Source organism: Dactylosporangium sp. McL0621, assembly GCF_049995355.1.
Lineage (GTDB): Bacteria > Actinomycetota > Actinomycetes > Mycobacteriales > Micromonosporaceae > Dactylosporangium.
On the sequence record NZ_CP188259.1, the window covers coordinates 387,803 to 400,087 of the forward strand.

Sequence of the window (12,285 nt, forward strand, 5' to 3'; positions counted from 1 at the left end):
CGCGTTGACGGTTGTCGAATTCCGGCGGGTGGAGCGCTGTCGCGGCTGTGATGGTCGGGGCTGGCGGCTGGCGGCATCGGCTCGGCAGGTGCCGGTAGAGGACGTGAGCCGGTTGGCCCGGCGGGTGTGCCCGGACTGCTTCGGCCGGTCCGGGGCGCGAGCGGCGTAGGTCCGCTGCTGATGCGCCGGGCAGAGGCGCCCTGTTGCTACGTGGCCCACGACGCCCGTGGTGGCAGGTGCAGAGGGGCGTGCCGCGCGATGTGGGCACGGTTGTGGGCCGGCTGGCTCACGTCGTGCGGCGCGTCCTGTTCGGAACGTCGTCGATTGCTGTTGGCCGGCGCTGTCGTGCGCGTGGCGGGACGTGGCTGAGTGCCGGACTGGCCTGGGGAGGCAGTGATGCGGATCGGTGTGCCGCGTGGTCGCGGTGCTGCGACTGTGCGCGGAGTGCCTGAGGCTGGCGGTGACCTGTTGGACGGCCGGGGCGAGCCTTGCGGCCGGACCACGGTCATACCCGGGCCCAATGCCACGGTCGGCGCTGGATGCGGTGCCGGGGTGTCGGGCTGGAACGCGTCGACATCGTTGGTCACGTATGCGTTGACGGCCGGTCAGGTGTGGCGGGGGGATGGTGGTGGGCGGTGACACACGTGTTGCAGCGCCCGTCGTGGCGGTGTTCGTGCGGCGCGCCGTGGCCGTGCCGGTCACGCCGGGAGCAGCTGCTGGACGAGTACAGCGGCGACCTGCATGGGCTGCGGCTGCTGATGTCGACCTATCTGGCCGACGCGTTCAGCGACGCCACGGACGATGTCGAGGCGCGACGGGCGCAGTTGGTCGGCTGGCTCCCTCCACGGCGCGGGGGTGTGTCCGGTGGCTGAGCGGACCGGCGGGGCACCGCCGATCAGAGCTGGTGACGTGCTGCGCCTCCGGGAGGCGGACTACCGCTTCGGGGCGGGGAACCTGCGGCTGCGGGTCACGGCGGCGCCTGCCGAGTCACCGGAACCGGGATGGATGACGGTCACGGGGATGGAGATCCTGTGGAACGGCAAGCCCGGCACCGAACGTCAGGTGGACATCCCGGTCGAGGTCCTGCAGGACCCGCGGATTCGGAGCGTCCGGTGAGGGCGGGGGCGGCGGTGTGGCGGGAGCCGCTGCGGCCGGCTGATGACCTGTGGTTGATCGCGCATGAGGAGCGGGATTGGCGGTGCCGGCTGCATCCCCGGGCGTTGGGTCTCGGCCTGGCGGGCGGGCTGCTGGGGGAGCTGGTGCTGGGCGGCCGTGTCGTAATCGGTGAGGACGATGTGGTGCGGGTGCTGGATGTCGGGCCGCCGCACGATGCGTTCGCGCATGTGGTGCTGGCCTACCTGCGGTCGGAGCGGGCGCTGGATGTGCGGACCTGGTTGAAGTTCTTCGCCGAGGGCAGGGCCGGCGGCCTGGTTGTCGAGCGGCTGCAGCTGGCCGGTCTGGTCGAGGCAGTCGAGGTGTCTCGGTTGCGGCGGCATGCGTCTCGGGTGTTGTTGCCGACCGATCGGACGGCGGCGGGCTGGCGACCGACGCGGCTGCAGCATGTGATCCTCGGGGACCTGCCGCACCTGTCCCGGACGTGGGCGGACATCACCGTGGCTGGGCTGGTGCAGGCGGTCGGGCTGCTGCCGGTGGTGCTGTGGGAGCAGCACACGGTCGGTGATCTGTGGCTGCGCCAGTACATCGCCGGGGAGGCACCCCCGGACCTGCGACGGCTGTGTACGGCTGTGCAAACCCTGGTCGGCGATGCGGTGCTGTCCAGCCACCCCTGAACCCCCTGCACACGTTTGTGTGTTTCAACCCCTCGTTTGGAGGAGCACCATGGCTGTTGCAGCATCGCCGGGGCGGGTCGAGTCGGCCCTTGCCGCGAACAAACTCGGCGCCCTGTCGTTGATCTTCTTCGCCGTTGCGGCGGCGGCACCGCTGACAATCCTGGTGGGTCTGGTTCCGGTCGCGTGGCAGGTGACCGGCGTGACCGGGCTGCCCCTCGCGTTCGTCATCCTCGGGGCGGTCCTGGCGGTGTTCTCGGTCGGCTACATCGCGGTGGCCAAACGCATCCGCAACGCCGGGGCGTTCTACAGCTACATCGCCCAGGGGGCGGGCAAGCCGTTCGGGGTCGCGGCAGCGTTCGTGGCCGTACCGGCGTACGGGATGCTGGCGATCGCGTTGTTCGGGGCGATCGGCCCGACCGCCGTGGCGCTGCTGCCGGCGTCGGTCGCGGGGTCGGTGCCGTGGTGGGCGATGGCGTTGCTCGTGTGGGCGTTCGTGGCGGTGATGGGTGTGCTGCGGGTGGACGTCAACGGCAAGGTCCTGGCGGTGGCGTTGGTCGCTGAGGTGGTCCTGGTCGTGGTCTGTGACGTGATCGACCTGGTCCACCCGGCCGGCGGCGCGGTGAGTGCGGAGACGCTGCGCCCGTCGAGCCTCGGTGGCCTCGCGGCGCTGGGCGTCGCGTTCGCGATCGTCATGTCGTCGTTCGTCGGGTTCGAGGCCCCGCCGATCTTCAGCGAGGAGTCCAAAGACGCCCAGAAGACGGTCGGCCGGGCGATCTACCGCGGTCTGGCCATCATGACGGTGGTGTACGCCGGGTCGACGTGGGCGCTGTCGGTGGCTATCGGCCCGCAGCAGCTGCAACAGGCGGCCGCCGAGCACCCCAGCGATCTGCCGTTCGCCGTCGCCGCCGCGCATGTCGGCGGGCATCTGCTGATCGACGTGGGCCGTGTCCTGTTTCTGTCGTCGTTGGTCGCGGCGGCGTTGTCGTATCACAACAACGTCACCCGGTACCTGTTCGCGCTGGGTCGGGAGCGTGTCGTGTTCGGGTTCCTGGGCCGGACCACGCCGCGGACGTTCGCCCCGCGCAACGCCTCGCTCGTGCAGAGCGGGATCGGCCTTGCCGTGATCCTGGCGTACGCGGCGGTCGGGGCGGACCCGATGGTGCAGCTGTTCTACTGGCTGGGCACCGGCGGCGGGTTCGGCATCCTGCTGCTGATCGTGGCCACGTCCATCTCGGTGCCGTGTTACTTCCTGCGGCATCGCCGCACGCCGGGTTTCGGTCGGGTGTCGGTGTGGCAGGGCTACGTCGCGCCGGTCGCGGCGGCGGTCGCGTTGGGCTGGATCGCCTGGCTGATCGTCGAGAATTTCGCCGGACTGCTCAACGTCGGACCGGACTCCCTGATGCGATCGGCGTTCCCAGTCGGGTACGTGGCGCTCGCGTTCGCGGGTGCCTTGTGGGCGCTGGTCCTGCGCCGCGGGGCTCCGGAGATCTTCCGGGCGATCGGGTTGGGTGCCACACCGGCAACCGCACATGGCGGCACGGTGACCCGGCCGGTCCACCGTCCCGCGCACAGCAGCGCGCCGGGCGGTTCGCGGTGACGACCCCGGACACACAGCACCAGGTCCGCGTCGCCACCGGGCACGACACCCCGGCCGTGGCGCGGCTCATCGCGGCATCCTTTGCACCGCTGGACGTGAGTCGCTGGCTGGTCCCGCCGGCCGAGGCACGCGTCGCGGTGCTGACCGGCTACTTCACGGTCCATGTCGAGCACGCGTTGCGGCACGGCCAGGTCGACGTCATCGAGATGGTTGACGGGGCTTCCCGGATGCTCGTCGCGGCCAGTGTCTGGTTCGCGGTGCCGCACCCGGATGTCGCAGGCTACGAGGCCCGGATGGCCACGGTGTGCGGAGCGTGGAGACCACGGTTCCGACGCCTGGAAGACGAGATGGACCGTGCCCATCCCCGGCACGGCGGCCCGCACGCCTATCTGGCGTTCCTGGCGACCGATAAACGGTGGCAGAACCAGGGCCTCGGCAGCACACTGCTCGATGAGCGGCACCGCACCCTGGACCAGTACCGGCTGCCGTCCTATCTGGAAGCCAGCAACGGCCGCAGCCGCGAACTGTACCTGCGTAAGGGCTACGCCGACTGTGCGCCGGTGTTCGATCTGCCCTACGACGGCGACCCGCTCTTTCCCATGTGGCGCAGCGGCGGCGGATAGCACTGTCCGTGCCGCTGTGTTGGGCGTGTCGTCGTACGGCTGGGTGGTCCGTGCGGCGGCACGCCCGCTGCATGGTCGGGATGGGAGAGGCGATCGGTGATGTGGTCGGTGCGGGTGCCGATGTTCAACGCGGCGGTGAAGGTCGGCGTGGCGCGGGTGCGTGCGGTGGCGGCGCTGACCGAGGCGGACTGCTGGGCGGGGCCGGTAGTGCGGCGGGCGTCGGCATGGTTCGGGTGTGTGGTCGTGTGCCTGGTGGCGGCCCACCTGTTTGTGGTGGGCCTGCTGGTGATGGACGACGACGCGGCACCGGACGTGCTGATCCTGCTGGCCGTGATGGACGCCGGGATCCTGGTGTGGGTGCCGGTGATGCTGGCTGTGCACGGGATGACCTGGTGGCTGGCGGAGCTGTCCGTCAGACGGTCGGCTGCGGATGCCCGCCCGCCGGCCGGGACGGTGTCTGCGCTTGCGGGTCCGGAGCCGGTGTGGCGGGTGCTGGCACCACTGCCTGAGGACGGGACCCCGCTCAAGGATCAGGTGGCGCGGCGCGTCCGGGAAGCGGTGGACGCCGGGCGGCTACGACCCGGCGAGGTGCTGCCGTCCGACGGCGCGTTGGCCCGGCATTGGCGGGTGTCGGCCGCCACGGTCCGCCGGGGCAAACACCTAGCCGCGAACGGCACCGGCGTCCTGCTGTCCGGCGGCCAGGTCGACGGCGAGGGGCCTGCGGGACGGTCCAACGGTGCAGCGCAGCGCGGGCGACTGGCGCTGCTCGACGCGCTGCGGGGCGGTGACGAGTCCTGGCCGTCGAACTAGCTCACGGCAACACCTACCCCTCGTATGAGCCGGAACGGGAGTACCCCCTGATGTTGAAGACCGACGTGACGTTGCAGCTCAACGGCGATGCCCACGCTGAGGCGTGGCAGGTCTACGAGCGCTCGATGGGCGGAATGGCCAGCGGCGCCGTCCAGGCGCACCTGCTGTTCTACGCCGAATTCGCCGACATCTGCATGAACATCAGCATCGAAAAGTGGCGCATCCTCGACCCGGACAACGGCGGCCGGTGTGTCGGGCTGGCCGTGTTCACCAATCACCTCGACGCCTGGCCGTACATCTCACGCACGTACTTCGAAACCCGCTGGCCGCACGCCTACGCCGAGCAGTGTATCTGGTGCTGCGGGTTCGTCGTGACCGCGCCCCGCGCCCCGCAAGGCACCTTCGTGCAGCTCATCACGGCCATGTACGACCAGGTCGCGGACCACGGCGGGATCATCGGCCTCGACTTCGCCGACGCCAACACCAAACTCGCCCGGATCGTCGACGTGGTCCTCGCCCGGGCCGCCCGCAGCCGCGACAGCGACGGCAGCAGTGCCGTCGGCTACCGGAGCCAGCGGACGGACGGTCAGCGCTACTGGACGTACGAGACCGCCGCCCCGAAGCGTGTAGTGGTGGGGGTGACCATGACCGCGGGGCGTGCGGGTGTCGGGGGGTTCGACGTCAAGTGAGCCGTGAGACGTAGGTGTCAGCCGGCTAGACGCATAACCGAGTGTGTACATAAGCGCTTGACAAGACATGTTGATGACCTTCGGATGGTGGTTCGGGTGCCGATCGAGTACGCCCCGCCGATGTACGTGACGATCGTGAACACGGTGCAGGCGCGGATTGAAGACGGCACGTATCCGCCGGGCGCGAAGCTGCCGAGCGAGACCGAACTGATGGAGGAGTTCGGGATCTCCCGGCCGATCGCGGTGCGGGCGTTCGAGCTGCTGCGTGAGGGTGGCTGGATCTACGCCCGGCAGGGTAAGGGCCGGTTCTCGCTGGGCAAGCCGCCGGCGCCGCGTGAGGTGCCGCAGCACGTGATGGCACTGCTGTCCGGCGAGGTCGACGGGCGGGTGCGGGTGCTCGACGCCGGGGAGGAACCGGCCCCGTCTCGGGCGGCGTGGGCGCTGGGTGTGGATGAGGGCACGCCGGTGGTGGCGCGGCGGTGGCTGGTGCAGGTCGATGGGGTCGGCCCAGTGGAACTGGGTACCGCGTTTGTGCCGCTGGACGTGGCCGCGGGTACCGATGTTGCGGTGCTGCGACCGTTGCGGGCGGGCCTGGCACAGCACCTCGCGACGCGTCGGGGTGTGGAACTGGACCACGCCACGCAGCGGATCTCGGCTCGCGCGGCGACGGCGGAGGAGTCCCGGCTGTTGGAGGTCGGCCGTCGTGAGTGCATGCTCACGGCGCTGCTGGCCATCTTCGACCGGCAGCAACGGCCGGTGCTCGCGCTGGACGTGGTGCTGCCGCCGTCCCGCCAGGAGCTTGAAGACGCCTTCACACTGCGGTAGCGCCGTTCAGGCGATACGCCGACCCCCGGGTGCCCTTCGGCATCCGGGGTCTTTGCGTGGTGGCGCCCTGTGGCCTGGGAGTCCGCCCGGGGTGTTGGCGGGTGGCGGGGCTGACGCAGCGGGGCTCCTGCTGGTTCCATCGACGTTCGCTACGGTGCCGGGCGCCAGTCCAGCCGATCCAGCGCCCGTTCGTCCGGACGATCACCAACGCGCCGAGCGGCACCAGGCGCTGGCGGTACGTCGACGTGCCGACCAGCCGCCAGAGAGCATCGGCGACCCGTTCGGATATCCGATCAACACCGTAATGTGCACGGCACAATCGGCTGAGCTTCTCAGCGTTGTGTGAACGGACGACGGTCGAGCCGAGCGAGTGCCGCGTCGTCAGCTGGATCACTGAACGTGTCGAGTTCGATCAGTCGGTACGGCCGTTCCTGCATGCCGACAGGCAGCCAGATGCCGTCGGCGACACAGAGGTCGGTGCGCAGCGCTTCACGGGTGGCAGTCGCAACCGGTGTGGCGATAAGCCGACGACCCAGCTGCTGGTGGAGCTGGCGTTCACGGGCACGGTTCGGCAGGAAGAACAGCACCGGCCATGCCGGTCCTCCCTGAGCGGTCAACTGCTCGTACCGCTTCACCTTGTCCAGCAGCTGCGGCACCGACTCAGTGTCCCGGTCGTACTCGAGGAAGAACGCGATCCGCCGCTGGCCCTCGGCGTAGATGCCGTGGCCGTCGGCGCGTACCCGGTGCATGCTCACCGAGCCGAACCGCAACGGCTCAGCACACTGCCGCTCTGACCACCACCGCATCATGCCGGCGTCTGGCGTGTGGCGCGCATGGGCGATCAAGTCGATGAAGAACTGGTTGACGCCGTGCAAGTGGGCCAGATAGGGGCTCATCGCGATCCGCCGCTGCCTCGCGATCACCTCGGCGGCACGTGGCGTCGGGTCCCCGCGTTGGGCGGCGACGACCTCGGCGCCCAGCCGGCCGAGCAGGGAGTACATGGTCTTGCGGCCCGACGTGGTGTACCGGAACCGGTCGAGAATCCCGAGCCGGTGCAGCCGCAGCAGTCGCTCCGACGCCGCCCGGCGGGAGTCGTACAGCGCCGCGGTGACCTGCTCGAGGGTCAGGGTCTGGTGGTCGTGCAGCCACTCGAGCAGGCACAGGTCGCGGTCGGTGATGAATGCTCGGGCGTAGAGCACTCGGTCTGAGTTCGTAGCAGTCATCGATGCTCCTGAGGAAAGTCGGCCGTCGATTGGCGGCCTTGCATCCACCCATGGCCTCCAGTTGGGTGCGGATGTTGCGTGCGCCTGGGTTGGGTAACCCAACCGCCGCCCAACTCATCGCGCGCCGCGGACGAACCGACCAACCCGTTGGCCGGTTGGGTACGCAACCGGCCAACGGGTTGGGTTGGCTACCCAACTCGCTGCTAGCGGTCCCTTCGAACCAGTTGGATGAGTTGGGTCGGTTGGGCTGGTTGGTCGTTCAATCCGCCAGCTGGTGATGCAAACCGGTCGATGTTGACGGACCGGAACGTCCGCTTGGTGCGCCGAGTGCGGCGGGATGTGATGACCACGCTGCCGTGCCGACATGCGTGGCCGCTGCGGTTCGCGACGACGCCGACGCAGAGGAACCGTACCGGCACGAATCCGGTTCCCGGGACGATGCCCGGGCCGTGGCAGCGAAGGGCGGTACCGGTACCGACCACCCGGCGAGTGACCGGTGACCGGTACCGGCTACCGGTCACCGGTACGGTCGGACCGGTTGACCGGTACGCCCACAACACGACGGTGCGTCCGACCGGGCACCGGACCGGGACCGTACCGCCAGCGCGGTCGCACCGGTCACTGTCCGCCGACGCCCACGTTGGTACCGGTACCAGCCACGCTCACGTCGGTGACGGCACCGGTCCGTCGGCCGCGCAACCGCCATGACGACGTTGCGCAATCCGTGGTCCAAGATTGCGGTAACCCGGCGTTGACCTGCGGTGCAACGATTGCGTGGGTCCTCCCCGCGCTGAGATGCCCACCGGTCATCTGGCCCTCGCAGACCGGTCCCGGTACCGAGGGCTACCCCGGACCGGTACCGCGTCCCCGGCCCCGACCGCGACGATCGTCCTTGGCCCCGTACCGGTATCGAGGATTGGCGCCGCCCGCGCCGGCGCCCGGTCGGTTCGTCGCTGACCGCCCGGGACCGGTTAACCGGTCGTAGGCTCGGCTCGAGTTCCTACCGCAACGGTCCCGGCAGCTGTACCGCCTCGGGGATATCAGTCCCGGCGCTGGGTTGCTCGGGCGGTTCCGGCGGTCACCGCTTCGGGACCGGTACCACGGTAAGGACAGTGGCGAGACCGGTCGCCGTCGCCGCCCGGGCGGTTCTGCTGGCCGCTGGCTACACGCCGCGGGTTGGCCCGAGTTGGCTGCCGGTTGGATGCGGGACGCTGCCGCGGGAACCCAACTCGGGCCATGTGTGGGTGAGACGTTGGCAGGGTGGTCCAGTCCGGCGTCATCAACGTCTCGATCGACCGCGGGCATCGGAGATCTTCACCAGCCACCGCTAGCCGGCTCGGCGGTGTCCTGCGCTGACGATCGGCCGGCTCTTGTCAGGTGGGACGCATGATGGTCATCAACCGCGCCGCCGTCTTGACCATTACTGCGTGCCAGCGGAGGGCTGGCGACACGCCGTGCGATTGCTGCTGCGACGGGCACCGGGTGGCCGCTACGTCGGAACGGCCCAAGCGCCGTCCGCGCCTGCCGGTTGCGCTACGCCTGCGACTGCACGCGGGTCCTGACCCGGGCATTGGCCCGGGCGGTTGGCTAGGTGGACCCCCAGGCCCGCTGTGCGCGAGGTCGAGGCATTAACCACGCAGCTCAGCGGCCGAAACCCGGCTCCTGACCAGACCCGAAATATCCCTAGAGGGGGATATCCCGATGGGGAACAGCTACATAACGCAACCATTGCTCGTCGGCGACGATCGCCGATCCTGCCTGTCGGGGCAGTCATCGTCCCCAAGCCCGATGCGCCAGCAGCCGGCGCCGCCAAGTCCGATGACGACAGCCCGTTCGAGACCTTCGTCGGCGTACGCGGTGGCGACGAGTTCGACGTGACGCGCTATCTCCACAGTCGCTCCCGGAGTGCCCGCGTTCGCAGTTGCTCGACCGCAGCGTCAACATCCCCGCCCGATGACCGGCTGAGATCCCATGCCACGATCAGCGGGTCGGTGTACCGACGTGGGCTTCCATCTCGTAGTGCTGGCAACTCGCGGGACATGGTCAGCACGGTCGGATCCCGGGGGGTACGCAACTCGACCGTCGCATCCGCCGGCCGCACCGTCGCGAAGCCGTGCTGCTCTAATGAGGGCTGACTGATGACGTAGGCGACGACGCGGTTCGGGCGTCGCCACGGGGCGTACAGGTCGGCGGCGAGGTCGCCGGACACGGCCGGCGGGGCGTCGCCTCGGTCCCGGGCAACGTGTTCGATGCGTTCGAGCCGGGCGGCGAGGTCTCCGGCCGCCGCCCAGTAGGTGGTCAACCCGCGCGGTCCGGGATAGTCCACCATGAAGCGGTCCCAGCACCCCGCCCGGTCCACGACCTGCCAGCCGGTCGGCCTGCGCGCCACCAACTCGTCGGGCAGCGGCAGTTGCTTGCCGACCGCAACGTGCGACACGCCCAACTGACGCGCGATCTCCGACTGCGACAACGGCTCGGCCGGGCTCAGTGCGAACAACCGGAGCATGGCGAGCCGGGTCGAACTCGTGCGTCCCGGATGTGCGGGGCCGACCGGCCGTTGCTCACCGGCCCGGTACGTCTCGCCCTGGAAGCAGACAACCGCCTCATCGACTGCCGAATAGGCGATGCGATGATCGCGTTCGGCTGCCTGTTTCAAGGCGCGCCCCGCTCGCGGGACCACGAAGAGCAGCCCGTCCACGTGCGGCCGCAGCGCCGTCACGGCACGATCGATCTCGCGCGGGCTCGGCGAATGGCGCAGCAGCATGACTTGGCGACGTTACCATCGGCCGTCGCCGGTGCCGACGTCGATCTCGGCGCTGTCCACGACCCGTCGGTCCAACCCGACGTCGAGCAGCAGCTCGACACCGTCAACGGTCTCCACGGAGCCAATGTAACCTACCTAGAGAATTTCTAGGTAGGTTACAGCTGCTGGTGGTGGCGGCGGCGTTGCTGTGCGGCAGCGGCAGCCTTGGTAGCGTTTTTAGCGTTTAGCACTACCATGGGTACGTGAGCTCGACATCGGCTGCCCTGCTGACAACCACCGAGGCCGCCGCGTTGCTGCACTGCTCGCGGCAGCATGTCGTCGACCTGTGTGTCAACGGAACACTGCCGTTCGTCCGGGCCGGCACCCATCGGCGGATTCGGCGCGACGACGTCGAGCGGCTCCTGCGGCCGCCATTTCGGCGCGAGGTCGAGAAGTCGCTGTGGCTGCATCGAGCTGTGGCCGGCAAGCTCGTCGCCGACCCAGTGCGCGGAATGGCGCTGGCGTACCGCAATCTGGCGCACCGCCGCGAGGTTCACTCGGACGGTAGCGCCGACGCGTGGTTCGACGCCTGGCAGCGGCTGCTCGACGAGGGTGTGGATGCGGTCGTGGACATGATCACGGCGCGGACCGGGGTGGCGGCGGAGTTCCGGCAGAACACGCCGTTCGCTGGGCTGCTGACCGAGCGGGAGCGGCTGAAGGTGCTAGCCGCGTTCGACGCAACCCATCCCCGGGTGGCGTTGTCCGCATGAGACGCGAGCAACTCGAACACGTACTTCGGGCCGTGTCCGCGATCGTGGGTGACCCCAACGTGCTGGTCATCGGCAGCCAGTCAATCCTCGGCGCGATACCGGAACATCTCCTCCCGCCAGTCGTCACCCGCTCAACGGAAGTCGACATCGCGTTCTTCGACGATCCGGACGGGCGCAAGGCCGACCTCGTCGACGGCGGCATCGGCGAGATGTCGCCGTTCGACAGCACCTACGGCTACTACGCCCAGGGCGTCGACACCTCCACAGCAATCCTGCCCGACGGCTGGCGGGACAGGCTCGTCGTGGTCACCAACGCCAACACCGGTACCGCAAAGGCCCGCTGCCTGGAACCGCACGACTGCGCGGCATCCAAGCTCGCCGCAGGCCGCGAGAAGGACCTCGTCTTCGTCTCCGCACTGCTCGAGGCGCGCCTGATCGACGCCGACACCCTCGCCGATCGCATCAAGGCGATGGACATCTCCACGGTCCTGCGTCAGCGCATGCTGAGCTGGGTAGCCTCGGCAAGGTAAAGGAATCGGAGGTGCGGATCGTGTCGCCTGGCATCGTGGGCGTCGGCTATGAAGGGCAAACGCTCGAAGAACTCGTCGAGCGGCTCGTAACCGCGGGTGTTTCGCGGCTCGTGGACGTCCGGATGACGCCGATCTCCCGGAAGCGCGGGCTGAGCAAGACCGCGCTCGGAGCCGCTTTGGCAGAGGCCGGCATTCGGTACGAGCATCGACGCGAGCTGGGCAACCCGAAGTCGAACCGGGCGGGTTTCGGCGGCTCGCCCGAGGAGCGCCAGGATGCGAAGGCGGTCTTCGCGGGCCTGCTGGAGGTCGGGGATGCCGCCGATGCGCTCGACGCGTTGGCGGAGGCGAGCCGGCGGGAGCGGGTCGCCGTGCTGTGCTTCGAAGCCGACCAGAGCCGATGCCACCGCGACGTGGTGCTCCGCGAGGTGGAGCGCCGCCGGTCTACCGCTTCGGCCAGTACACGCCCAGCACGCTGAAGACGTTCACTCGCTTGGCCTGGTTGCCGACGTAGAACGCGACCTCACGGTCGGCGGCACACATCTCGCCGAAGAACTTGGCCTCGATCGCCCGGCAGGCTTCCTCGTCGGTCACGTCGCCGAGGTTGCGCTGGAAGGCGACGAACTCCCAGTCCAACAGGCCTTGATTGTGGCCGTTGCAACGCGGGTCGTGGCACCGGTACCGGTAG

The 12,285-nt window shown here is 69.3% G+C and carries 14 protein-coding genes; 11 read left to right on the forward strand and 3 right to left on the reverse strand.

The features are described 5' to 3' along the window. Window positions 1–635 precede the first annotated feature (635 nt). From ACPPVO_RS01765 to ACPPVO_RS01800, 8 genes are all read left to right on the forward strand, one after another. On the forward strand, window positions 636–872 hold the full coding sequence (locus ACPPVO_RS01765; protein WP_426509486.1) for a hypothetical protein: 237 nt from the start codon (window positions 636–638) through the stop codon (window positions 870–872). Continuing rightward, entirely contained in the window at window positions 865–1,116 is a 252-nt protein-coding gene (locus ACPPVO_RS01770; protein WP_426509488.1) for a hypothetical protein, read from the forward strand. Before ACPPVO_RS01765 ends, ACPPVO_RS01770 begins: the two co-directional genes overlap by 8 nt. Next, window positions 1,113–1,790, forward strand: a complete 678-nt coding sequence (locus ACPPVO_RS01775; RefSeq protein WP_426509490.1) for a GPP34 family phosphoprotein — start codon at window positions 1,113–1,115, stop codon at window positions 1,788–1,790. Before ACPPVO_RS01770 ends, ACPPVO_RS01775 begins: the two co-directional genes overlap by 4 nt. Window positions 1,791–1,839: 49 nt before the next feature. After that, window positions 1,840–3,387, forward strand: coding sequence for an APC family permease (locus tag ACPPVO_RS01780; RefSeq protein WP_426509492.1), 1,548 nt, complete (start codon window positions 1,840–1,842; stop codon window positions 3,385–3,387). Next, entirely contained in the window at window positions 3,384–4,010 is a 627-nt protein-coding gene (locus ACPPVO_RS01785; protein ID WP_426509493.1) for a GNAT family N-acetyltransferase, read from the forward strand. The genes ACPPVO_RS01780 and ACPPVO_RS01785 overlap by 4 nt, the downstream gene beginning before the upstream one ends. A gap of 108 nt (window positions 4,011–4,118) precedes the next feature. Continuing rightward, window positions 4,119–4,820 carry a GntR family transcriptional regulator gene (locus tag ACPPVO_RS01790; protein WP_426509495.1) on the forward strand — a complete coding sequence of 234 codons (702 nt, stop codon included), beginning with the start codon at window positions 4,119–4,121 and terminating at the stop codon, window positions 4,818–4,820. Window positions 4,821–4,870: 50 nt separating this feature from the next. Further along, window positions 4,871–5,509, forward strand: coding sequence for a hypothetical protein (locus ACPPVO_RS01795; RefSeq protein ID WP_426509497.1), 639 nt, complete (start codon window positions 4,871–4,873; stop codon window positions 5,507–5,509). Window positions 5,510–5,629: 120 nt separating this feature from the next. Continuing rightward, the gene (locus ACPPVO_RS01800) at window positions 5,630–6,334 is read left to right on the forward strand and encodes a GntR family transcriptional regulator (protein ID WP_426509498.1); all 705 of its coding nucleotides are present in this window, start codon (window positions 5,630–5,632) and stop codon (window positions 6,332–6,334) included. 332 nt (window positions 6,335–6,666) lie between these two features. Here the strand turns inward: ACPPVO_RS01800 and ACPPVO_RS01805 are convergent, their stop codons facing one another. Then, complete coding sequence (locus tag ACPPVO_RS01805; RefSeq protein WP_426509500.1) at window positions 6,667–7,605, reverse strand: replication-relaxation family protein; 939 nt, start codon at window positions 7,603–7,605, stop codon at window positions 6,667–6,669. 1,834 nt (window positions 7,606–9,439) lie between these two features. Next, a complete protein-coding gene (locus ACPPVO_RS01810; RefSeq protein ID WP_426509502.1) occupies window positions 9,440–10,321 on the reverse strand; it encodes a hypothetical protein in 882 nt (293 codons plus the stop codon). A gap of 242 nt (window positions 10,322–10,563) precedes the next feature. On the opposite strand from ACPPVO_RS01810, the gene ACPPVO_RS01815 reads away from it, so the two are divergent. Genes ACPPVO_RS01815 through ACPPVO_RS01825 form a run of 3 tightly spaced genes read left to right on the forward strand, consistent with a single transcriptional unit; the run spans window position 10,564 to window position 12,076 of the window. Next, complete coding sequence (locus ACPPVO_RS01815; protein ID WP_426509503.1) at window positions 10,564–11,070, forward strand: helix-turn-helix domain-containing protein; 507 nt, start codon at window positions 10,564–10,566, stop codon at window positions 11,068–11,070. A gap of 32 nt (window positions 11,071–11,102) precedes the next feature. Next, window positions 11,103–11,600 carry a DUF6036 family nucleotidyltransferase gene (locus ACPPVO_RS01820; RefSeq protein WP_426509505.1) on the forward strand — a complete coding sequence of 166 codons (498 nt, stop codon included), beginning with the start codon at window positions 11,103–11,105 and terminating at the stop codon, window positions 11,598–11,600. An 11-nt stretch (window positions 11,601–11,611) separates the two neighbouring features. Further along, window positions 11,612–12,076, forward strand: coding sequence for a DUF488 family protein (locus tag ACPPVO_RS01825; RefSeq protein ID WP_426509507.1), 465 nt, complete (start codon window positions 11,612–11,614; stop codon window positions 12,074–12,076). Here the strand turns inward: ACPPVO_RS01825 and ACPPVO_RS01830 are convergent. Further along, window positions 12,042–12,233 carry a hypothetical protein gene (locus ACPPVO_RS01830; RefSeq protein ID WP_426509509.1) on the reverse strand — a complete coding sequence of 64 codons (192 nt, stop codon included), beginning with the start codon at window positions 12,231–12,233 and terminating at the stop codon, window positions 12,042–12,044. The genes ACPPVO_RS01825 and ACPPVO_RS01830 overlap by 35 nt on opposite strands. Window positions 12,234–12,285: the final 52 nt, after the last annotated feature.

Excerpts from the sequence above, each read along its gene's own strand:
- ACPPVO_RS01810 (WP_426509502.1), bottom strand. The coding sequence starts at position 10,321 with ATGCTGCTGCGCCATTCGCCGAGCCCGCGCGAGATCGATCGTGCCGTG.
- ACPPVO_RS01800 (WP_426509498.1), top strand. The coding sequence starts at position 5,630 with ATGTACGTGACGATCGTGAACACGGTGCAGGCGCGGATTGAAGACGGC.
- ACPPVO_RS01780 (WP_426509492.1), top strand. The coding sequence starts at position 1,840 with ATGGCTGTTGCAGCATCGCCGGGGCGGGTCGAGTCGGCCCTTGCCGCG.
- ACPPVO_RS01795 (WP_426509497.1), top strand. The coding sequence starts at position 4,871 with ATGTTGAAGACCGACGTGACGTTGCAGCTCAACGGCGATGCCCACGCT.